Annotated in this window: 17 protein-coding genes; 6 read left to right on the top strand and 11 right to left on the bottom strand. The window is 43.8% G+C overall.

All coding sequences use genetic code 11. The features are described from left to right. Positions 1 to 35: 35 nt before the first annotated feature. Positions 36 to 1067, bottom strand: a complete 1032-nt coding sequence (locus tag LZG71_RS01515; RefSeq protein WP_233816306.1) for an Atu2307/SP_0267 family LLM class monooxygenase — start codon at positions 1065 to 1067, stop codon at positions 36 to 38. 242 nt (positions 1068 to 1309) lie between these two features. On the opposite strand from LZG71_RS01515, the gene LZG71_RS01510 reads away from it, so the two are divergent. Further along, entirely contained in the window at positions 1310 to 2668 is a 1359-nt protein-coding gene (locus LZG71_RS01510) for a hypothetical protein (protein WP_233816305.1), read from the top strand. A gap of 92 nt (positions 2669 to 2760) precedes the next feature. Here LZG71_RS01510 and LZG71_RS01505 read toward each other — a convergent pair whose 3' ends face one another. Beyond that, a complete protein-coding gene (locus tag LZG71_RS01505) occupies positions 2761 to 3618 on the bottom strand; it encodes a pirin family protein (RefSeq protein ID WP_233816304.1) in 858 nt (285 codons plus the stop codon). 113 nt (positions 3619 to 3731) lie between these two features. Here LZG71_RS01505 and LZG71_RS01500 point away from each other — a divergent pair, with 113 nt between their 5' ends. From LZG71_RS01500 to LZG71_RS01485, 4 genes are all read left to right on the top strand, one after another. Then, positions 3732 to 4187, top strand: a complete 456-nt coding sequence (locus LZG71_RS01500; protein ID WP_310587699.1) for a helix-turn-helix domain-containing protein — start codon at positions 3732 to 3734, stop codon at positions 4185 to 4187. Between the two features lie 110 nt (positions 4188 to 4297). Then, positions 4298 to 4951 (top strand): (2Fe-2S)-binding protein, encoded by a 654-nt coding sequence (locus LZG71_RS01495; protein WP_409013597.1) that lies wholly within the window; start codon positions 4298 to 4300, stop codon positions 4949 to 4951. After that, complete coding sequence (locus LZG71_RS01490) at positions 4948 to 5946, top strand: xanthine dehydrogenase family protein subunit M (RefSeq protein ID WP_233816302.1); 999 nt, start codon at positions 4948 to 4950, stop codon at positions 5944 to 5946. The genes LZG71_RS01495 and LZG71_RS01490 overlap by 4 nt, the downstream gene beginning before the upstream one ends. Before the next feature lie 6 nt (positions 5947 to 5952). Continuing rightward, positions 5953 to 8127 carry a xanthine dehydrogenase family protein molybdopterin-binding subunit gene (locus tag LZG71_RS01485; RefSeq protein ID WP_233816300.1) on the top strand — a complete coding sequence of 725 codons (2175 nt, stop codon included), beginning with the start codon at positions 5953 to 5955 and terminating at the stop codon, positions 8125 to 8127. Between the two features lie 10 nt (positions 8128 to 8137). On the opposite strand, the gene LZG71_RS01480 is transcribed toward LZG71_RS01485, so the two are convergent. The 5 genes from LZG71_RS01480 to LZG71_RS01460 all read right to left on the bottom strand — a co-directional run bounded on the left by LZG71_RS01480 (position 8138) and on the right by LZG71_RS01460 (position 16204). Further along, the gene (locus tag LZG71_RS01480) at positions 8138 to 9148 is read right to left on the bottom strand and encodes a bestrophin family protein (protein ID WP_233816298.1); all 1011 of its coding nucleotides are present in this window, start codon (positions 9146 to 9148) and stop codon (positions 8138 to 8140) included. A 271-nt stretch (positions 9149 to 9419) separates the two neighbouring features. After that, positions 9420 to 10481 carry a hypothetical protein gene (locus tag LZG71_RS01475; protein WP_233816296.1) on the bottom strand — a complete coding sequence of 354 codons (1062 nt, stop codon included), beginning with the start codon at positions 10479 to 10481 and terminating at the stop codon, positions 9420 to 9422. 223 nt (positions 10482 to 10704) lie between these two features. Continuing rightward, positions 10705 to 12723 carry a M13 family metallopeptidase gene (locus LZG71_RS01470; RefSeq protein ID WP_233816295.1) on the bottom strand — a complete coding sequence of 673 codons (2019 nt, stop codon included), beginning with the start codon at positions 12721 to 12723 and terminating at the stop codon, positions 10705 to 10707. Between the two features lie 674 nt (positions 12724 to 13397). Further along, entirely contained in the window at positions 13398 to 15683 is a 2286-nt protein-coding gene (gene katG / locus LZG71_RS01465; protein WP_233816294.1) for a catalase/peroxidase HPI, read from the bottom strand. Positions 15684 to 15910: 227 nt separating this feature from the next. Further along, the gene (locus LZG71_RS01460; RefSeq protein ID WP_233816293.1) at positions 15911 to 16204 is read right to left on the bottom strand and encodes a helix-turn-helix domain-containing protein; all 294 of its coding nucleotides are present in this window, start codon (positions 16202 to 16204) and stop codon (positions 15911 to 15913) included. 184 nt (positions 16205 to 16388) lie between these two features. On the opposite strand from LZG71_RS01460, the gene LZG71_RS01455 reads away from it, so the two are divergent. Further along, positions 16389 to 17315, top strand: a complete 927-nt coding sequence (locus LZG71_RS01455) for a ClpXP adapter SpxH family protein (RefSeq protein ID WP_233816292.1) — start codon at positions 16389 to 16391, stop codon at positions 17313 to 17315. A gap of 102 nt (positions 17316 to 17417) precedes the next feature. Here LZG71_RS01455 and LZG71_RS01450 read toward each other — a convergent pair whose 3' ends face one another. The 4 genes from LZG71_RS01450 to LZG71_RS01435 all read right to left on the bottom strand — a co-directional run bounded on the left by LZG71_RS01450 (position 17418) and on the right by LZG71_RS01435 (position 23275). Beyond that, a complete protein-coding gene (locus LZG71_RS01450) occupies positions 17418 to 18431 on the bottom strand; it encodes an SGNH/GDSL hydrolase family protein (RefSeq protein WP_233816291.1) in 1014 nt (337 codons plus the stop codon). A 343-nt stretch (positions 18432 to 18774) separates the two neighbouring features. Beyond that, positions 18775 to 21465 carry an ABC transporter permease gene (locus LZG71_RS01445; protein WP_233816290.1) on the bottom strand — a complete coding sequence of 897 codons (2691 nt, stop codon included), beginning with the start codon at positions 21463 to 21465 and terminating at the stop codon, positions 18775 to 18777. A gap of 20 nt (positions 21466 to 21485) precedes the next feature. After that, positions 21486 to 21833: a PadR family transcriptional regulator gene (locus LZG71_RS01440; RefSeq protein ID WP_233816289.1), complete on the bottom strand. Its 348-nt coding sequence runs from the start codon at positions 21831 to 21833 to the stop codon at positions 21486 to 21488. A 320-nt stretch (positions 21834 to 22153) separates the two neighbouring features. Next, positions 22154 to 23275 (bottom strand): TlpA disulfide reductase family protein, encoded by a 1122-nt coding sequence (locus tag LZG71_RS01435; protein WP_233816288.1) that lies wholly within the window; start codon positions 23273 to 23275, stop codon positions 22154 to 22156. Between the last annotated feature and the right edge of the window lie 278 nt (positions 23276 to 23553).

Here is a 23553-nt window from a genome sequence, read left to right as displayed (position 1 = left end):
CTCCAATCAGCACTACGCATTTTCGTTTCACAAAATCATCCCTTTGAATTAACCAACGGTATCACCTTACTCCCAATCAAATCAATGGTTTTTAGCAATTGCGCATGGGAAAGGCCGGCGTTGTCCATTTGGAATGTAAACCTTGAAATCCCTCCCAATGCTTCGCTGTGACGGACTATTTTGTCGGCCACTTCTTCCGGATCGCCGATCACATAAGCACCTTCGGGACTTCTTTGCGCCTCAAAACCATATCTTGTTACAGGAGCCCAACCCCGTGTTTTGCCAATTTTGGTGATAATTTCGGCATGACCTGGATAATAATCTTCAACGGCCTGATCGGTCGTATCGGCAACATAGCCAAATGAATGTAAACCTACTTTCAGCTGCTCTGGTGAATATCCTGCTTTTGCGCCGGCTTTCCTGTAAAGATCCACCAAAGGACGGAAACGATGTGTTTCGCCGCCAATGACGGCCACCATCAGCGGCAGACCAAGTTCACCCGCCCGCACAAAAGATTCGGGCGTGCCGCCCACTCCCAGCCAAACAGGCAATTGCTGCTGTACAGGTCTTGGGTAAACGGCCTGGTTCTGTAAAGCAGGACGGAATTTGCCCGACCACGTAATGGTTTCTTTGTCACGGAGTTCCAGCAGCAGTTCCAGCTTTTCTATAAAGAGCTGATCATAATCCTTCAGATTGAAGCCAAATAGCGGGAACGCATCCACAGATGAACCTCGCCCTACAACCATTTCGGCCCGTCCTTTTGAAATCAGATCCAGCGTTGCATACTCCTGAAAGATGCGCACGGGATCAGCCGCACTTAAAACGGTAACAGCACTGGTGAGCTTGATATTTTTTGTTCGGGCCGCAGCAGCTGCCAGTATTATCGCCGGTGCAGCGTCCAGAAATTCCTTTTTGTGGTGTTCACCAATCCCAAAAACATGCAATCCCGCTTTATCCGCAGCTTCAATTCTTTCGAGTAGTTCACTCATTGCGTCCACAGCACTCAGTGCATTTCCGTTTTCGGTAGTTAGCATTGCCGAAGCAAAGCTGTCAATTCCTATTTCCATAGTTCGTTTTTTAATATGTATTCCTGCGCCTAGTTAAAGTCAAATAATACATCGTTACTACACATTATGCTATACCAAGCTTTTGGCACTACAAAATTACCACAATTTAGTATCAAAAATATAGTAGTATCCAAAAGCATAGTGCTATACAAATGGATACTACCATACTAAAAAAAATCAAAAACCATGTGTTGTTATATTGCTTTTTTAAGAATAAATAGTAACTTTCATTCATCGTAATTATGAACCACATCACAGTTAAAACGATGAAAAACCCTTCACAAAATACGTCTATAACTAGTTTACTACTCGCCGTTGCTGTTCTATCCTGCGTAAAGCCGGTCGATGTATTGAAAGATATTGAAGAGATTCCAAAAGTTGTGTCCGGAGATACAATCGGGACAGGAGTTACTAATCCTCAGTTTGTCAAAAATCCGGTTTTTCTGAAAAAACAGATCGATACCAATCTGATAACAGGTGTCATTGTGCGTGAAGTGGCAGACAGTCCTATCGTCAATTGGCTGCAAAAAGATGTGGCGCCTTATGATCTTGGCAGTTTAAAAATTTCAGGAAATCAATCCCCCATGTTGGTTTTTGGAGATGGCCTGTCAGCCGGATGGATGAATGGCGGGCTTTATCGTGCAGCGCAGCAGGAATCTTTTCCAAATCTGGTGGCTCATCAAATGGGAATTAAGAACTTCAAAACGCCGCTTTTTGAGAAGGAACATGGCAATGGAACTGGATATCTTGTGCTCAATAATAAAAACGGTGAGCCTACATGGTCGGAGGTAAAGAATAACGTGGGGATTGTTAAACTTACTAATGTGCCTGAACTTGTTCCCTATCTCGGTGGAGAAATTCATAACATGTCCGAACCCCGGCTAGCACAGGGCGGGATTGGTGGTACGCTATCACCGGAGAAAAATGGCTGGACTTATGATAATGATGGTAGAGGCTGGACTGACGATATGATCTTTTTCTGGCGAATGAAGCCGAATGCCGACAAATACGTGGATACGTATTGGGATTGGGTTAATGAAAATCTGAATCAGAAAAAACCAGCCCTTGTACTATCAAGTTTCGCTTTTGATAGTTGGGTAACACAGCATTTAAAAAACGATATTAATTCTCTGGACTGGCAAGCTGCTTCATCGGAAGCGACTCCTTTAACCGTTTCAGTTGCACGAGAGGCGCAACGAGCAGGTTCACAAGGCATTGCTTTTACGATTCCAGCTTTCAAACATGTCCCCTATTTTAAATGGCAAACGCATCGAAGCTATAATATCACTGAAGAGCAAATTGTGAGGTCGACACCTGATGGGTTTAATGAGAGAATTAAAAACGATGCAAAGCAAAGTGGCGTGATTGTGGTAGATATTGCAAGCTTGTATGAAAAGGTATATGCAGGGAATTATACAACCGAAGATGGCTATAAAATTGATGGGAAAGCTGGTGGGAATTTCTTTTCGGGAGACGGAATTTACCCTTCTGCAATAGGTCATGCGGTTATTGCCAACGAGATCATTAAAGTCATTAATCAACATTTCAAATCGAAAATACCATTGATTAAGGTGGGTGAATTTGCAGCTTACTACAACTGAGAATTTGTAAATCCTTTTTAATAGAGATCAAAAACAGCCACTCAAAACATATTTTCTAAGTGGCTGTTTTGTAATTTTTGAGGGACGCTTTCTTATTCCTCACTCCACGCACCGAATTTCCCTTCTCTGAAATCTTTATACGCTTGCTTTATTTCCTCCTCCGTGTTCATCACAAATGGTCCCTTTGCTGCAACTGACTCACGAAGTCTTTTCCCCGCAATCACCAGTACTTTTAAAGGTTCATTTAAGGCATGGATGTTGATCTCACTTTCTTCATCAGGCTCTTCCGACAACCATAGTACCTGCTTTTCTTTTCCGGCTGTTAGGTCAGATCCAAATTCTCCACTTCCCTCTAACACAAAAATGAATCCGTTGTAGTCCGGCGGCAGATCCTGGCTAAACTGGGAACCGGGCTTCAAAGATATTTCAACCATCGTAACAGGAACATAATTTCGTGTTTCCGCAGTCAGTTCACCCGAAGATCCGGATATGACTTTAACCGTAACACCTTCTGCTTCTTGTTTCACCATTTTTGATTCAAGAATATCCTGGTACCGCGGCTCAACCATTTTGGATTCGGCAGGTAAATTCACCCAAAGTTGTAACAGATGCGCAAATCCATTTTCGGGAGCTTCCTCGTGATGTAAAATACCTTTTCCAGCCGTCATCCATTGTACATCACCTTTCCAGAGCACCCCTCTCCCACCTTTGTTATCCATATGTTTCAACTCGCCGTCGATCATATAGCTCACTGTTTCAATTCCCCGGTGCGGATGATAATCGAATGCGCCTTGTTTCATATGGTCTTCCGCCATCAGCAGAAACGGATCAAATCGCTCCCAATTACCTGGCGCCAGCAGTAATCCTGCTTTATGAATCGGTGTGTTTTTATGATACTCCACGGACCAGAGCGCACTTACTTTTCGTTTTTTCCTATTTATATTTTCCATGATCTGCTCATTTTTTTCAATACAAATTTACCTATATTTGATATGAAAAAGATACTAGTATCCCAGAGTATAGTACTATGCTATTGGATACTGTTGAATTTAAATGAATGAACATGGAGAGGATCATATTGTCGGAAGAAGCCTGCAATAAAAGTATTGTGGAAGTGCGGGATGCATTATATGTTTTAAATGGTAAGTGGAAACTTCCGCTGATTGTTTCGCTGCTGACTGGCCCGAGGCGGTTTAATGAAATACAGCGCGAATTGAATGGCATTACGCCAAAAGTTTTATCCAAGGAATTACGCGAACTGGAACAAAATGAATTTGTTACCAGAAAAGTTTACAATACCGTGCCTGTCTCGGTCATATATGAGCTCACGGAGTATAGCAAATGTCTGGACAATGTCATTGAAGCGCTTAGAGCTTTCGGTCAGCAACACAGGGAAAGGATAATCGGAGGCAAACGGGAAATTCCCCGCATGAAACCGGAATTGGTAAGTACGGACCAAATCCAACAGGCAGATTCGCGAGTATCTGATAGTAGCGAAAAAGTGCCGGCGCATGCCTAAGAACGCAAGCAAGCAGTGAGCAGTTTTTTGCCGAAGATAATTTTGCTTCCATCACATAGGTAGAGTTTCCTTCCTGCGGAACTTATAGGGTAGCATCACTTCTACTCTTTATGGCTGACGAACACGGAAATGTTCCCCAATATCCCGATGAAAACTTCTTTGGCAATCTGTTAGAGGATCGACGTTTGTTTCTGAAACAAACGATGGCTATTGCTGGGCTGACTCTGACTCCTATTTCTTTTCTAAAGGCAACAGGGCAGGAAGAAGACGAATTACCTGTTGGAGATGAAGAAAAGGTACAGCTAACAATCCAAATCAATGGGAAAAGACGAAAGCTTTCTGTCGATCCCAGAACAACTACCCTTGATCTGCTACGTGAAAAACTATTGCTCACTGGCACTAAAAAAGGTTGCGACTTTGGTCAATGCGGTGCCTGCACCATTTTTATTGACGGTCAAAGGTTACTTTCATGTCTGAGCCTGGCAGTGATGCAGCACGGAAAGAAAATTACCACTATTGAAGGTTTGCATCAGGGGGAAAGCCTGCATCCGATGCAGGAGGCATTTGTAAAACATGACAGTTTTCAATGCGGATACTGCACTCCCGGACAGATTATGTCTGCTGTTTCCTGTATTCGTGAGGGCTGCGCGGGATCGGAGGATGAAATACGTTCGTATATGAGTGGCAACCTGTGCCGCTGCGGGGCATATCCCAACATTGTAAGCGCGATTTTGGATGTAAAAAGTAGTGGTCAGAAAGTATGAAACCATTTTTATACATTCGTCCTAAAAATTTGAAGGAGGCTATTGATGCAGTATCCTTCCACCCGCAGGCAAGTTTCATTGCAGGAGGTACAAACCTTCTTGATCTGATGAAAAGAGGTCTGGCATTTCCTGAAAAACTGGTCGACATTAATCATCTGCCCCTTAAAAAAATCGAACAAAAGCGTGGCATTCTAAGGATAGGTGCATTGGCCTTAAACAGCGATGTGGCACGTCACAAGCTGGTTAACGACCAGCATCCGTTGCTTGTGCAGGCGATTAATGAAGGCGCTTCCGGTCAACTGCGTAATATGGCAACCACTGGGGGCAACTTGTTACAGCAAACCCGTTGTCCGTATTTTTATGATACCGCATTTCCTTGTAACAGGCGGCAACCGGGATCCGGATGTAGCGCAGTGAACGGCATCAACCGTCATCACGCCATTTTTGGAGTTGATGAAGGCGATCCTGATCAATCTTGTATAGCGGTTCATTCGAGCGACATGAGCGTTGCCTTAGTTGCCCTTGACGCGGAAATCGTTATTGCCGGGCAGAATGGGGAACGTAAAGTTCCGCTCACGGGGCTGTACCGAGCGCCCGGTAACCGGCCGAACTTATCTGCAAATTTGGATAAGGGAGAGCTTATCACCGCTGTGGAAATACCAGATTCCCGTTATGGGAAAAATGTCCATTATTTAAAGGTAAGAGACAGGGCTTCCTATGCATTTGCTCTCGTTTCAGCCGCTGTTGCGCTGGATATGAGGGGAAACAGCATAAGCTCCGCGAGCATATCACTGGGCGGTGTGGCTTACATGCCGTGGCGCCTCCCGACAGTTGAGAAATTTCTGACCGGGCAGCCTGCGAATGACGCACTTTTCAAGCAGGCTGCGGATATGTCCGTTGCAGGAGCACGACCATTTAAACACAATGCATACAAGGTTAAATTAGTCAGAAACGTGATTTATGAATCGCTCAAAACAGCGGCTGGTATTGCCTGATTAACGATGATAAAGCAGATTGATACCACTTCCGAAAATAATTCTCTGGACCGCGTAGATGGACGCGTGAAGGTGACTGGTACCGCAACATATTCCGCCGAATATAGTTTTGCAAATCTGGTGCATGCCGTGCTCATTACCAGCACGATTGCAAAAGGCCATATTACCCAAATTGATTCAAAGGAGGCCGAAACAATTTCCGGCGTGTTGGCCATAGTCAGTCACTTAAACTCGCCTGGTGTGCCCGGCTACGGCACAGCAAAACAACCTCCCGAGCGCGCAGGCATGGGAACTTCATTCAGGGTGTTTTATGATAGTCTTATTTATTTTAGTGGTCAGCCCATAGCCATGGTCTTAGCGGAGACCTTGGAACAGGCAAATTATGCGGCATCTCTGGTAAAAGTGACATATCATATTGAAAAACACCAGACCAATTTTGAAGAAAACCTGTCAAAAGCGTACATCTCGCCGGGTGTCCTGAGAAACAAAAATTCACCTTTTCAGGATTACATAAGAGGTGATAGAGATGCACTGGATAAGTCAAAGTTTAAAATTGAGGCCACCTACACGATTCCGACTCAACACCATCAACCCATGGAGCCGCATGCCATAATTGCGGTGTGGGAAGCAGCAGATAAGCTGACGGTTTACGACAAAAATCAGGGCGTAAAGTCTGCTCAGGGCAATCTTGCTCAGGCGTTTAAAATCCCGAGGGAAAATGTGAAGGTAAATGCCCAGTTTATTGGCGGGGCTTTCGGTTCAGGCATTCGTGTGTGGCCTCATACTGTGGCAGCGGTGCTTGCAGCGAAAATGCTGAACAGACCTGTGAAGCTGGTTTTGGGAAGGGAGCTGATGTTTTCATCCGTCGGTTACCGGCCCTATACGGTTCAGAAAGTTTCAATGGGTGCGGATTCGGACGGACTGTTGACAGCTATTGTACATGAAGGTATAGGACAAACTTCATCCTATGAGGAACATCTGGAAAGGACCATTCTCGCCTCCAGGGTTATGTATGACTGTCCCAATGTATCTACAAAATACAGATTGCTCAGTCTGGATGCAAACACACCAACCTGGATGCGCGGCCCGGGTGATGCATCCGGTATGTTCGCACTGGAATGTGCTTTGGACGAGCTGGCATTTGATTTAAAAATTGATCCGCTGACAATGCGTTTACGCAATTACGCTAACCATGATTTAGAACGCAATCTTCCCTGGTCGGCCAAGGGACTTAAAGAATGTTACGAATTGGGAGCGGAAAAGTTTGGATGGAAGAACAGGTCGCACGAGGTGCGATCAATGAGAAAGGACGGCATGCTGATAGGTTACGGTATGGCATCCAGTTTGTATGGCTTCCATCGGCATCCGAGTAAGGCAAGGGTGGTTATGCTAGCAAATGGCACAGTGATTGTGCAAAGTGCAACCATGGACATCGGTCCTGGTACCGGCACGGCCATGACCAGTATTGCAGCCAGAGTATTGGGGATAAGTCCGGACAAAATCAGATTTGAGCTTGGTGATTCCAGCTTGCCCGATGCGCCGGGACAAAATGGTTCGTCGACGATTCCGAGTGTAGGCGCCGCAGTACATGTCGCCTGTGAAGCTTTGAAAAAAAAACTGACAGAATTAGGTGATGCAATGCCGGGTTCGGACACTGCCTCCTACGCGGATATCTTAAAATTCCATAAACTACCGGAACTAGAAGTTACCGAAGAATCAAGATCCGGACCTGAGCGAGACCAATATTCCATGTATTCTTTTGGCTGCCATTTTGTGGAAGTGCACGTAAGCCTGGTAACAGGTGAAACACGCGTAAAAAGGGTGGTGACCTGTGCTGATGTTGGCAAAATAATTAATTACAAAACAGCGAGAAGCCAGTCTATCGGAGGCGTGGTGGGGGGAATAGGCATGGCGTTGATGGAAGAATCGGTTATGGACCACCGTTATGGACGATATGTTACCAGCGACTTTGCCAGTTATCACATTCCCGTCCACTCCGATATTCCACAGATTGATGTATTGTATGTCGACAAAGCTGATACTCTTGCGAACCCGATTGGTGCTAAGGGTTTGGGTGAAATCGCAATCGTTGGCGTTGCTGCCGCGGTGGCGAATGCCGTTTTTCACGCAACCGGCAAAAGGATACGAAGTTTGCCTATCAACGTAGAAAAACTGATTTAACCGTTAATTCTTAAAATAACATTCCTTGATATGCCTGAATTTTCTCTGGCAACACCTCATCTCCCAGCATTTCGCAAAGGTCAATTTCAATATTGCGTACGATACTCGCGACAGGAACGTCGTTGATCAGCCCTTCAAAAGGATTCTCACTGATGTCTCCAACGTATTCCATGAACATAAATACCCATGAGACGATCATATTGAAAGGTATCAGCAAAAACATATATCGCTCTCCCAACTCAACAAACTGAGGCAACAGACCAAATGGCAACAATGTCATAAATACAAAGATGAAAAGCGTTGATGTAGTGGCATATTGCCTTGGAAAAGGCGTGTTTTTGATTCGCTCACTTTTCCCCTGTTCATCATAAAATGAGGAGATCAGGTTTTGCAATTCCACATGCTGGTATGCATCTACTAATCCGTTTTTCCTTAAAAGTTTGATATCCTGCGACTGGCGGTCAAGTATTTGCGCAGCGCGGTTGCTTTTGGTCTTAACCCATTCCAATTCTCCTTCCGAAAGGTATTTCTGCACCTCATCTTCGAAAGTTTCCTGTGTTTTGTGAATTGCAACCCGCTGCCTTTTACTGGCCCTGTCCCGGTGCTCCCATGTTGTCCGTTGCCGCATGGCGTATTTCAAAGCGTACAACCACCCGATGTGACGGTAGATAATAATGCGGATTATTTCGTTTATCTCCTCCTGTTTTTCCGGTTCAAAGTCCAGCTCATGACCTACGAACGATCTCACCGCAGCACTAAATGACCGGCTGTTATTGGTAATAGCGCCCCATATTTTGCGCGCTTCCCAGCTCCTGTCGTAGGACTGGTTGTTTTTAAAACCAACAAAAAACGCAGTTGCTGTACCGACAAGTGATACCGGTAACCAAGGAATTGCAACCCACTTCCAACCTAAATGTTCATAAACCACAATGGCAGTGATTCCGGTGCAGAGCGAAAACAATACCATTCGCCACGAATAAAAATAGACAATCAGGGGATTCAGGTAGCGCTTTACGTACATAAGTTTTAATAGGAGAATGAGTTAGATGTCTTTAAAAATGGCTGTCAGTTTCAAATCCAGACCTTTATGTGAAGCAAGATATGGTTAATTTTTAAAAAACGGAATATTGGAGTTTTGAAGAATTGACACCTTCGTTTGTGTCTTCACAAACGAGCATGCCGTACGTTTGTGAAAACACAAATGAAGGCAAAAAACGAATATCATGCGGTCTGCTCGTTTGCGAGGATACAAACGAGGCCATAAAACGAATCAGACCAGGATGATTTATACCTCATCGTTTCGCAACAGTACTCACTATTCCGGCTGGGGTCAGCTTACGGATGCAGTCGTTACCACCATCAATAACATAGATGTTTTGGTTGCTATCTATTGTAAGAGCACAACCCAAGGGAAAGTTGAAGAGCGCCGTAAGAGCCGGACCGTCTTTATAACCTTCTTTTGCCCGGCCACCCATATTTACATTATTGGGTTGAATGACTCCGTTGCCGGCAATAGTGGTCACTTTTTTATCTGCAATTTTAATAATTCGGTGCAGACGCCCGTCAGAAAAAATGATTTCTCCTTTTTTATCAATAACGATATCCTCAGGTGACATAAGTTCTGCTTTGCTAATATCGCCCGTAATGTAAAAAGGATGAAACTGCCTTTTACCGCATAAACCTGCCATCACGGTCACCTTACCATCCGGAGATAATCGCTTGATGCACCTTCCTGCTCCATCGCTCAGATAAACATTCTGGTCCATGTCAATTGCTATTCCAGCAATCCAATTGCTCTTAAACTGCGGATTTTCTCTTGTATTCAGTATTGTTGTTACATCACCCGCTGCACTTATTTTTCGAATAAGATAAAAATCGCCCAGGTTATCCTTGTTGCTGGCATCTCTTTCACCAACGTAGATATTGCCGTCGCCGTCGGCTTTCATGAATTCGATGCTTCCGAATTTCGCTGTCTTAAGCGTACCGTCTTTAACAGTGTAATCAAAAGGAATTCCGGCATAGTGAGCAATTTTTCCATCCAGGCTCATTTTCCAAATTATCGATCCGTCGGTGATGTAGATGTTGTCATTTTTATCGATCGCCATTGCCTCACATTTCGGATATGGTGCTCGGTTGAAGCCTTTTTGGATGTCTTCCGAAACATAAGTCATCTTACCTGTTGGAGTGATTTTAACTATAATTCCCCCATACAAGTGAGCGATCAGATTATCCTGGCTGTCTACAACAAAAGATTTGGGCTGTGAAGGTAGTTTGATCACCTCTTGTGCCAGAGACTGATTGATGACCAAGGCCAGCAACAACAGAAATGCATATTTTACAAGACTGACTGACATAATTGTTTTCATTTTCGTGAAGAATAATTACATGTTTTCAAAAAGCTGACTGGTTCACAGAAGCTGAATATTGTACCTCCTTATTGACCAAGAATACAGAGCAAATGTAACTTTGAAAATGAATTAAATTATGCGTAAAAATACGTGAAGTTAGAGTCGAAAAAGCGGACACCTCATCAAATCTGAGATGCCCGCTTTTTAAAAATCATACTTGATTTATTCCCTACCAAACCACGATCCTATCCTTTTCCGGTTTGTACATTTTATCTCCTGGCTGAACATTAAATGCTTTGTAGAATGGCGTAAAGTTCATCAATGGGCCATTCACTCTCCATTTAGCCGGTGAATGCGGGTTGGTGTTGACATACATGGCCATGTATTGATCTCTGGTTTTTACACGCCATATTCTGGCAATCGAAATGAAAAATCGCTGATCGGAAGTAAATCCGTCCAGTTTCGTCGTGTCTTTACCCTGCTCGGTTAGTTTGAAAGCGTCGTAAGCAATGGCTACACCGGCAATGTCCGCAGTATTTTCTCCAACGGTAAGTGCTCCTTTGATATGCACTGAGTCCAGCACTGTAAATGCGTTGTACTGGTCAATCACCTGCTGGGTTTTTGCTTTGAATTTGGCATAATCCGCCTTCGTCCACCAGTCGGTTACGTTTCCGACTTTATCATACTGGGCACCCTGATCGTCAAATGAATGTGTGATCTCATGACCAATAACCATGCCGATACCTCCATAATTCAAGGCATCATCCGCATTCACGTCAAAATAAGGCGGTTGCAAAATGCCAGCAGGAAAAACAATTTCATTCAACGGAGGATTGTTATAGGCCGTAACCGTCGGAGGCGTGGTATACCACTCATTGCGATCGACTGGTTTGCCCAGCCTGTTCAGGTTGTATAAATAATCGTTTTTGTTGGCCGACAAGCGGTTCTCAAAATAAGTGTCTCTCTTTACTGTCACCTTGGAATAATCTCTCCATTTGTCTGGATAACCAATTTTTTGTGTGAAGGCATACAATTTGTCCTTGGCTTTTGCTTTCGTAGAATCGCTCATCCAATCCAAACGGTCAATACGTGCTTCAAATGCTTTTTTTAGATTGTCAACCAGAACGGCCATTCTTTTTTTAGCAGACTCGGGGAAATACTTTTTCACATAAAGCTGGGCCAGCGCTTCTCCCAAAGACTGATCCACAGCCCGCGTCATTTCTTCTGCCCGAGTTTGTTTTACAGCTTGCCCGGTCAGGATTTTAGAGTAAGCGAAAGACGCATTTACAAACTCCTGGCTAAGGAAGTTAGAATAGTTTGTGAGTGCATGAGCTTTCAGATATACTTTCCAGTCAGCCACCGGAACAGATTTTAACATTGCATTCAATTTGTCGTAATAAGCTGGTTGTCCTACATTCACGGAATCGACTTTTGCACCAAGGTTCGCCAGTAATCCGGTCCAATTCATCGCGGGCTGTTTTTTAGATAAAATACTGACAGCTAATTTATTGTAATTCGCTTTTACGTCTCTCAACTCCACATTGGTTCTATGAGCCGAAGCCAGTTGCTTTTCAATGCTGTAACTAATCGTTGCGTTTTTCTGTGCTGATGTAACGTCTGTTCCGGTCAGTTCAAACAATTTAGCAAGATAGTTTTGGTAGGCTTTTTGAATCTTGATCGTTGCTGAATCACCCTTGAAATAGTAATCCCTTTCCGGAAGTCCAATGCCAGTCTGGAAGAACTGCCCAATATTAACGGTGCTTTGTTTGTCGTCAGGACCGACATAAAAACCTACGATGGTACTGTTGCCCGCTTTTTGTTCTTCAACAACCAATTTTAAAAGAGAACTGACGTCGCTGATCTCGTCGATGCGTGCAAGTATCGGTTTGATCGGTTCGAATCCTCTTTTGTTAATGGTGTTCGTGTCCATACCCGAAGCATAGAAATCACCCACTTGTTGTCCAATACTTCCGGCAGTATTTTTACTTGCCGAAACGCTGTCCAGAATGCCTTGTAATCTTAACCGTTGTGGGTAATTCAGGAAAGAGTATGAACCTACGCCGGTTTGGCTATCCGGTATTTTAATGGTGTCGTACCAGATTCCATTGGCGTAAGTAAAGAAATCATCTCCCGGTTTTTTCGTAGAGTCTATTCCGGTTATCACAACGCGTTGTTCAGTAGATTCGGTTTTTTGCTTACAGGCTCCTATTGTTAGGAGTGTCAGTGAGAAAAGGGCAAGTGATTTCATCGTTTGAGTGTTGGTGTTTTTTTATGGAGATTTCTTTAAAGTTAAAATTGGGGTATTTAAAGTTGATTTAAAAGAGTTTATGGCTCCTTGAACAGCTTGAACAGAGGAATATAGCCAATTCTATTGGGCTTCCAGTGCCTATACTTTTTTCTTGATAAAAAAGTAGCAAAAAATCAAGGCGAAAAAAAGCTTCGACACGCAAGTCACTCGCGCACCCCGCTTTTTCGCCGTTGCCCTCGCACGCTTCGCGCTTTAACCAAACAAGAATAAACCCAAATTATATTCTTATGAACAGAGCTCAAACACCAAGCCCGTTGAAACATTTGCAAATAAACATTACTAACAAAAGCTTCTAAATACGCACTTACGTTACAATTATCTTAAGCTTCCAAAGTAGCGTCTAGCACTATGTGTGCGGTGGTCGCGGCAAAAAAGCGGGGAGTGCGTAGGAGAAGCGCGCAGAAGCATTTTTTTGCCTTGACTTTTTGTTACTTTTTTGTCAAGAAAAAAGTAAGAGCACTGAAAGCTTTAATTATCCTCTGGCCAAATAAACCAATAGCTTAGTTACAGCGCCACCGCGATTATTATTTATAACAAATGATTTAATTTCTTTAAAAAAACAGGCACCTTGAATTTACTCAAGATGCCCGTTACAAAAAAATATTAAAAAAAATTTAAGCTAAATCAAAACGATCCAGATTCATAACCTTGGTCCAGGCAGATACAAAATCCTTTACAAACTTGCCTTGTGCATCGGAACTTGCATATACTTCGGCAATTGCTCTTAATTCTGAGTTGGAACCGAAAACGAGATCAGCACGTGAAGCTGTCCATTTTGGCTGGCCGGTTGTGCGGTCGCTTCCAAGATATGTTTCTTTGTCTTCCGACATTGCTTTCCAGGATGTTCTCATATCCAGGAGATTCACGAAGAAATCGTTGGTTAGCTGACCCGGACGAGTTGTGAAAATACCATGTGCCGAACCATCAAAATTCGTATTCAGAGCCCGTAATCCGCCAACCAGTACAGTAAGTTCCGGAGACGAAAGCGTCAGCAATTGAGCCTTGTCGATTAGTAACTCTTCGGTAGATACGTTGTATCTGGTCTTGCGGTAGTTGCGGAAACCGTCAGCTGCTGGTTCCAGGTAACCAACTGATTCAACATCTGTTTGTTCCTGCAATGCATCCATACGACCCGGCGAAAAAGGAACACTGATCGTTTGTCCTGCATCGGTGGCTGCTTTTTCTACTCCTGCATTTCCGGCAATAACAATCAAATCGGCTATTGAAACTTTTTTAGCTCCTGCCTGATCGAATTCCTTCTTAATTCCTTCCAACACGTCTAGTACTTTTTGCAACTGAGCCGGATTGTTTACCTTCCAATCTTTTTGTGGAGAAAGTCGAATGCGAGCGCCGTTTGCACCACCGCGTTTGTCAGAACCACGGAATGTACTTGCCGAAGCCCAGGCTGTCGATACCAGTTCAGACACACTCAATCCGGAAGCCAATACTTTTGCTTTCAGATTGGTAACATCAAAATCCTGTATCAATTCATGATCTACTGCAGGAATCGGATCCTGCCAGATCAACACTTCTGCCGGAACGTCCGGGCCCAAATAGCGGTCACGTGGACCCATGTCACGGTGCGTTAGTTTGAACCATGCACGAGCAAAAGCGTCTGCAAATGCCGACGGATTTTCCAGGAAATGTCTTGATATTTTCTCATAAGCCGGATCAAATCTCAACGACAAATCCGTTGTTAGCATCGTTGGTGCTTGTTTTTTGTTGCTGTCAAATGCATCAGGAATAATATCGCCGGCATCTTTTGCAACCCATTGATGTGCTCCACCCGGGCTTTTGGTCAATTCCCATTCGAAAGCAAACAGGTTTTCGAAGAAGTTATTACTCCATTGCGTCGGCGTTGTAGTCCAAGTTACTTCCAATCCACTTGTAATGGCGTGTGGCCCGGCACCTGTACCAAAGCTGTTGCTCCATCCAAGTCCCTGAGATTCCAGATCAGCGGCTTCCGGCTCTTTGCCTACATGCTCGGAAGTAGAAGCACCGTGGGTTTTACCAAAGCTATGTCCACCGGCGATCAGCGCAACGGTTTCCTCGTCATTCATCGCCATACGGCCAAACGTCTCACGAATATCTCTTGCCGAAGCAATCGGATCCGGGTTCCCGTCTGGTCCTTCCGGGTTCACATAAATCAGACCCATGTGTGCCGCTCCAAGCGGTTTTTCCAGGTTGCGTGAATGAATGTTTCGTCCCGGATCTTCATCGGATGAAACTACACCCTCTCCTGCAACACCAGACGAACCGTCTGCATAACGCACGTCATTACCCAACCAGGTCGTTTCAGATCCCCAATACACGTCTTCATCCGGCTCCCACACGTCGGCACGTCCGCCAGCAAACCCAAAAGTTTTGAAACCCATTGATTCCAACGCAATGTTGCCCGTAAGAATCAGCAAATCAGCCCATGAGATTTTGTTACCATATTTTTGTTTGATAGGCCAAAGCAATCTGCGTGCTTTGTCAAGACTCACGTTGTCAGGCCAGCTGTTCAATGGAGCAAAACGTTGCTGTCCGCCACCTGCACCACCACGACCGTCACCTACACGATAGGTACCGGCGCTGTGCCATGCCATACGAATGAACAAAGGTCCATAATGGCCAAAATCCGCAGGCCACCAGTCTTGTGAATCTGTCATTAGCGCATGAAGATCCTGCTTCACCGCTTCCAGATCCAGACTTTTGAAAGCTTCTGCATAATTAAATTCTCCGTCCATCGGATTCGACAGCGAGGAATGCTGACGAAGAATATTCAGTTTCAACTGATTTGGCCACCAGTCACGGTTTCTTGTACCGTCGCCACCAACATGTGATTTTGGAGCTTCATTCTGGTTCAGAGTGCCATTGTGAAAAGGGCATTGGCTAATGTCGTTTGATTCGTTTCCCATTTTTATTAGTTCATGATTTAATCAACTCTTTCCCTACGGCTATTCCGTACAGTTTGTTAAAGTTATATTATTGAGAAAAATAATCATAATCGATTAATTCTATATTTGGATAGGCAGAATCTATTGGACTGTGTAATTTTTTGAAAGCGATGCCCGAATCTAAGGCAAGCTGTTGCTGGTTAACAGTTTAATCAGATGCTACAATAGATAAACCATTTGGCTGAAACCTAAATCAGGCTTTCCAACTGCCGGAATACAGAAATAAGAGATTTTCCTTTTTCGGATAGGTTGTATTCAATATGCAGCGGTTTTAGTTTAACCACCACCTTTTCTAATAGCCCGTGTTCCTCCATTTCTTTAAGTGCAACAGCAACAGACTGCTTGTTTGAACCTTCGATTTGACGTAGAAGAGAATTGAAACGAACAGGGCCGTCGAGTGCAAGGCGGAATATTTGTGGTTTCCATTTACCCGACAACATTTTAAGCAATCCCTCCGCAGGACACGCTGGTTCGTTTTCCATGATATTAATTATGGTCATGTTTTCCTGACTAATTGACTAACCGCTTTCGCTTGCCGACCTTTGCAATATAAAAAGATTTACAACCGGCCAGACTTAAAGGTTCAAAAGGCAGAAGTTAATCTGTTAAAACTTGTTTGAACATCCGGACCCTTGTAGCCAACCGTAAACATTAATTTGTTGTAAGATGAATGAAGAAAATAAAAATCCGTTACTGTGCGACACAGATAGTGGCGTATGCGCGATACCAGGAGTGAATGAATCCGATTCCTCACAGGCTGATTTCTCAAAAGTGAAACCTGTGAAGATCACTTATTTCACAGACCCGATCTGTTCAACCTGCTGGGGAATAGAACCTCAGCTTCGGAAATTAAAACTCGAATATGGTTCCAATTTTGAAATCGATTACCGCATGGGCGGATTGTTGCCGGATTGGAGCTACAATAGCGGCGGTATAAGTAAACCAAGCGATGTGGCCTCGCATTGGGAGGAAGTGAGTGCTCATTACGATATGCCGATTGACGGAGACGTATGGCTGGAAGATCCGCTCTCGTCTTCTTACCCGCCTTCGGTTGCTGTGAAAGCAGCACAGTTGCAGGATACGGATAAAGCGGTCAGGTTCATGCGCAAGCTCAGGGAGCTGCTGTTTCTGGAAAAGAAAAACATTACCCGTTGGGAAGTAATACGTGAAGCGGCTATTGCTGTGGGGCTTGATACTTTTCAACTGAAAGATGACTATGAAGGCAAGGCTAATGAAATGTTTCAGGACGACCTGGCCTATGCGAGAAAACTGGGTGTGCGGGGATTTCCTACGTTGTTTTTTACAGATCAGGAAGACAACCAAATCACCCTGTATGGTTTTAAGCCTTATCAGGTCTTTGAAAGTTCTTTGCTTAGAGTATTTCCCGAAGCTGAGAAAAAGCAGGTGCAACTGTCTACCGAACTATCGATTTTTGACTACTATCCTACTTTAACTGTGAAGGAATATGCCGTAATAGCAGATATTTCAAGTGAGGACGCTGCTCAAACGCTGGAAGCACTGGTTTCGGAAGAAAAGCTGGATAAAATCATTATCAAAAATGGTGTGATGTACAAATCGAAAGTATCGTTCTAAACTGAAACTTGCTGCCACTTTAAAAAGCGAAGATCCGATGCAGGCTGAAAAATGGAGCTTTTCCATACAATGAGACTGCGTCGGATTTTCGTACGCCCTAGTTTAGTATTTAAGTTCTTTCAATTTCGCTATAACCCGGTTGGCTACAATTTTGTAACCCTTGTCATTCAAATGAATGTCGTCGGAGTTGACATCTGAACGCATGCCTCTTGGAAAATTAAGATTTGCAAGATCTTTGATGTCATTTTCGGTGGGGACATAACCGATCTCTGCCATTTCCGACTCGGTTGGAGGAGTCATCTCAACAAAAGCCTTCCCGTATTTCGCTGCAAGTTTTTCGTTGATCGAGGCTACCTGTGCGAAGTTAGCGGTCCCCTTCCCCTCTACCGAAGAAATGAGCACTCCCACTACGATATATCTTGCAGGTGCATTAATGTAGGCAACCGAGCTTTCAAGTGCTGCGATGATGTCAGTCTCTGCATTACCGCTCCCGATATTGTTTCTCCCATACCATAAAATTTGCGTCGCACTTTTTAACCGTTCCGCGTCTTCCAATATAAATGGTGTATCAGCAGGCACTTCCATTACACTCACTGTTGCAGGAGCAATGGTATATGTTTCACTCTCATCTCCATTAACCACCCTCCTGATCGTGCATCGCACGCCGTTAACCGACCCAGTCCTGCTGTATTCATTGCTATTTGTGGGAGTCGATAGAAATAGATTACTGAGCTTCGTAATCCTGATGGGTTTAATACTGTCCAGCTTACCTCCTTCAATCGATATTGTTAACGGTACTCCTCCCTGCCTTACAGCAATACGGGAAGCCACCTGACCAACAATTCCATCACTCAGCACCGGCCTGTTGGATAATGCAGCAGCGACAATCGTCCCATATGGAGCGGTGCCTCCGGCTCCAATTGTGAGGCTGTCACCAAAGAAAGCCAGCGTTTTGTCCTTCTCAGTTTTGCCGGGAAAAATGTCATCAATAATGTTGCATGAAGAAAGGAACGCCGCTGAAAGCATGCCAACCCCGGAATTAATAAAAAATGTTCTACGGCTTAGCATATTACCAGGCTGATCGGGGTCCGGGCGGTCGGTATGAGGTTTTGTCATTTTTAGTCGAGATAAAGGATTGTGATAATATACCTTCATGACAATAATCATTCCAAGCGTGTAAGCAATAAATCTTCCCCAAACCGATTATTATGTTGTTGCATTTTTCCACGTATCATCCCCAATAGGATTGCCAGCATCCACAGTTTAAGAGCAATCGCCAATTCTTTACTTGTGTTAAATGACGTGGGAAAACGAACATGTATGGACTACATTGGTATCTTGATCCGTTGTTAACGGTGAGTCTAATAAAGTTGAAACATTCCTATATGTTGTGATGGTGTCAATTGGAAACCGTTAAACCATACACGTTCGTATGTTTCAGGCAGTTTACAGACTGCAATTACTCATTCCGCAAACTGTTTATAGGGTTGGTTAAGGCAGATTTGATCGCCTGAAAACTAACGGTAATGAGGGTAATAAATATAGAAGTGAGACCGGCAAGTATAAATATCCACCAATTCACCTCTGTTCGATACGGATAATTGTTGAGCCATTTATTTATACCAAACCAGGCAATGGGTGAAGCAATTACAATAGCCAGCCCGACAAGTTTTACAAAATCACGGGACAATAGCGCCACAATTCCTGCGACTGAGGCACCCAAGACTTTGCGAACTCCAACCTCTTTTGCCCGCTGTTCTGCCGCTTGTACTACCAAACCGAAGATGCCAAGTGCGGATAAAAACATAGTCAAACTGCTAAAAAATACAAACAACTGTTGCAGTCTGCTTTCCGACTCGTATTGTTTAGCAAGTAAATCTTCCACAGAATCAATTTCCAGCAGTTTAGCGGTATAGAACTGTTTCCAAAGTTTTTGAATGGCGTTTGTAACATTGGCTTGCGCTCCGGGCTCAGTCCGGATCAGCATGCTTCCATACTCTGCCGAACGCTGGGCAATGATGATCGTCGGTTTGATCGGTTCGTAAAGTGATTCGTTGTTAAAATTTCCAACAATTCCAACGGGAACTGTGTTTGCATTTTTGACCACTTGCCCCAATTCATTAACCCTCAGGATTTTTGCCGCTGACTCAGTAAGCAAGGAAGCCTGATGCATTGTTTCTTCCTCATACTTTTGCCGGTTCGCATCACGCAATGAATCGGCATTGGGTGCATCGGAACCATATTTTGAGTCAAAAAGGCGCCCCTTTCTTAATTTCAAACCAAGCGTTTTTGGAAGGTCAACATCTCCTGATATGTACCAGACTTTCAACTTGTTTTTGGAATTTGCCGGATCTTCCACATCCCTGGTCATAAACCCGCCTCCTTCTGTCGGTAGCCATTGGGTCACGCTCGCACTTACCACACCCGGAATTCTGCTTAGTTCACTTTTAAAAGCATCACTTTTTCCTTCCCAAGACACGTTTCCGATGGTTAGAAGATTGTTTTGGTTGTAACCCAAATCCTTGTTCTCCATATAGCTAAGTTGCTGCCGAACCACAATCGTGACTAGCAACACAATTATGGAAATAGAAAACTGTGTGACTACCAATCCTTTACGTAACCAATTTTGCCGAATGGTCGATGACGAAAGTACACCGCGGATCGTGTCGGAGGGTTTAAGCCCTGAAATCATCCAGGCCGGATAGAAACCAGTGAGCAAGCAGGTGAGCAAAATGGCGCAGAAACCATAAGCGGCCATCGGGATATTGGATGTGAAAGTCTGAACCAGTTTGTGTCCAAGAAAAGTCTCAACGGATTGTATAGAAAAATAGTAAATCACAATAGCTGCTATCAAGGAAACTCCAAAAATGAGGATAGTTTCCGTCAGGATCTGCGTCATCAGCTGGGAACGCGAGCCGCTCAAAATGCGTCGAACACCTGTTTCTTTCAACCTTGAAAATCCCTTTGCAGTACTCAGGTTAACAAAATTGACACAAGCGATAAATAGAAGCATCAATGCCACACCTGCAAAAATATAGATCGTCCGAGCATTGCCTCTGATATCCTGACCCTGTGCAAAATCGGAATGTAAATAAATTTCCTGCATCGGCTGAAATTCAAAAGTATGTTTAAATGGACCTTTTGAGATTTCGGCAAACCAGTTGTTGACCCTGGCAGAAAAACTGGACATATCCGTTCCGGGCTTCATCAGTATGTAATTCTGAGAATACCCCACCATTCCATCCAGTTCGAACGGCTCCACTCTGTTTTTGTGTAACCAGATAATATCGGCTCTAAGATGTGAATTATATGGTAAGTCTTCCATGACGCCGGAAATCAGGTAGGGGTTTGACTGTCCTCCATACTTTGGCGTGTCGTAAACGATGGTGCCAACCGGGTTTTTACCTTTGAAAAATCTGTCACGAAAAGTTTCTGAAATAACGATATTACTACTACCCCACTGAATCTGACGCGGGTTGCCAGATAAAATTTTAACATCCAGCATCTCCCAGGCCGTCGTGTCCATATGAAGCACATTTGTCTTTATGCCATTAATTTCGCCTTTCGACAAATTCAAATGAACAGTTCCAAGTGACAACGCAGCGTAAGCTTCTACTTCCGGATAGTTCTTTTTTAGTTCTGGTGGCAGGCTTGTCATAGAAGATGCATTGCGTTCGAACAAGCCTTCACCCCTTTTATCGATCGTTATGATTCTATAAATATCTTTGCTCCTCGCCCAGTGCTTGTCATACGACAGACTGTCGATCACCACAGTTGCCACCATCATACATGCCCAAAGGCCAATGGAGAGCCCTACCAGATGTATAAATGAGTAACCTTTGTTTTTAAGCAAAACGCGCGATCCGATTTTAAAGTAATTTGCGAGCATATCAGATTGAAAAAACGATGGAGAGGAATACGTCGATTTTTGTCTTTTTATAATGGATGGCCTGATCATCCCCAGTACTTCCTTTCTGTAAAATGCATCGGCTTTTTTCGTACCAAAACGATTTACACGCAATGCATACCGTTCATGCAGATCGCCAATTAAAGTTTCGTGAAGATGTGGTGCGCAAATCCAATGAGCAATCCGATCCAGCCATTTTGGAGGTTGCGGCGTTTCAGAATGAATATTTTGTCTTGATGACATGAGAGCGGAGTTAGATTTGTTCAGGATAGATCCAGGCCGATTTTTGATATAACCTCAGGTAATATGCGATCCCATAGATTGTTGCGTACAGCCCTTGCCTCGCTCAAAACACGCATTCCATGGGCCGTTATTGTAAAAAGTCTTTTCCGTCGGCCACCACGCTCGGGTGTTGCATCCCCAAATGACGAACCCAGATACCCCTTATCTTCCAATCGTTGCAAAGCAGCATGAACTGCCCCGGTGCTGACCGGGTTCCTGGTCTCTTTTTCCAGCTCTTCCGCGATCACCACCGCATAGGCTTTCGGTGACAACGCGGCCACAGCCAACAACACAATTTCCTCAAATTCTCCAAGGTCGCTTCGTCTCATGCGCCAGCATTTTATGTTTAGACTTGTATATCATCTATTTCTGTATATTAAATACATGCCAGAATTTAAAAATAATCATCAGGAGCTTCATTGCCGCTTTCCTGGGTTTTATGATGACAAGAATTGTTCGATTTCGGACATGAATTTGTGCGGCTTTGGACGGTCAGTATGTGTCAGCGTTTCGTGCACAGTTTTCGCAAAATAATAAGCCAAAGTTTATTGTGCAGTAGAATCAGGTGGAAAAGATATTATTAACGGAATGTATGGCGTGGACGGAAACATCTGACTACGCTCAGGGTGCAGCAAAAAATGAAATATGCCTACTTCCCCAACAACTCCGCCAGTTTCAAATTCAACTCATTTCCTCTCAAATCTTTAGCTACGATTTTTCCATACGGATCAATCAGGAAATTGGAGGGAACTGCCTCTACGGAGTACAACTGACCTGCTTCATTCTTCCATCCTTTCAGATCAGATAGCTGTGTCCAAAGCAATCCATCTTTCGCAATGGCCTTTAACCAGGCTGATTTGGCATTAGGACTATCCAGGGAAACGCTCAGAATGGTGAAGTTTTTGGTATTGAATTCATTGTAAGCACGTAGCAGGTTGGGATGTTCCTCGCGGCATGGTTTACACCAGCTTGCCCAAAAATCGAGCAGAACGTATTTGCCTTTGAAATCTTTTAAAGCAACAGCATTGCCTGCTGTGTCCGGTTGAGTAAAGGCAGGAGCCTGATTGCCAATAACTAATCTACTTAACATTCTGAGTTTCTCCGCATAAATCAACCCATAAGGGCTTTTTCTAACGGACTCGCTCATACGAGCAAATTGCGGTCTGATAGCATACACATCTGTTTTTGTTCCTGCAACACTCGCAAGAGCGTAAATTGCAGCCATGTTATTTGTGCGATCCCTTGCGAATGTTTCGTAAATCCGGTTCTTTTCAGTAACAAAAGAATCACTTTCCAGATTTCTTTTAGCCATAAACTCCTGATCCTTTTCTTTTTCCGGGTAGTTTGCCAATGTTGCCTCATGCCGTGCACTTGCCTTTCGTCTTCTGGCATCCACCGCATCTGTAAGCCTCCGTAATTCGACAAAATCTTTATTTATTCTACCCGCGGTTATTTGGGCATTATCCAGAGAATCTGCGCTGTTTACAATAGTTGTTCCCTGTTCCACGAAAAAGTGAAGTCTGCTATTGTTATGGTAAGCAAAAAGTATAGCCTTTAATGGAGCACCTACTTTGCCGATAAACTCAAAATGACCATTAACAACTTCGGCGGAGTCCGTCATATTGGTATTTGTGATGATATCCGCGACAAACAGAAAGACCTTGATCGCTTTTGCGTCATTTATTTGCCCGACAATTTTATACGGTTTTGTTTGTCCGGAAACCATAATTGGGAACATGCTAATAATACAAACAAGAATGTTGCGTAGCATAAACTGTTATTTGCGTGAAGAATGTGAGATGTTACCTAAAGAGCAATACATGTTAAATTTACTTTGTATGGAGGATGCCGTTTATTGCAGTTTTACAATTGTCATCGGAGGTATTTTATAAGGAAATATACCCCCTTGCCTTAGCATTTTAAATATTGGTGCATCATTGGCTCTATTGTTTTGTTCTACAAATGGGTTCGGAAAGCTACCTTTTTCCTCACCAGTTCATTTTTTTTACCGAGGAATAATATTTGTATGTGCTCCTTAAAAGTAAAAAT

Origin of the sequence: Dyadobacter sp. CY312, assembly GCF_021390535.1 — a bacterium.
Lineage (GTDB): Bacteria > Bacteroidota > Bacteroidia > Cytophagales > Spirosomataceae > Dyadobacter.
Note: the sequence above shows the minus strand (reverse complement) of the source record. Positions and strands in the feature narration are given on the sequence as shown.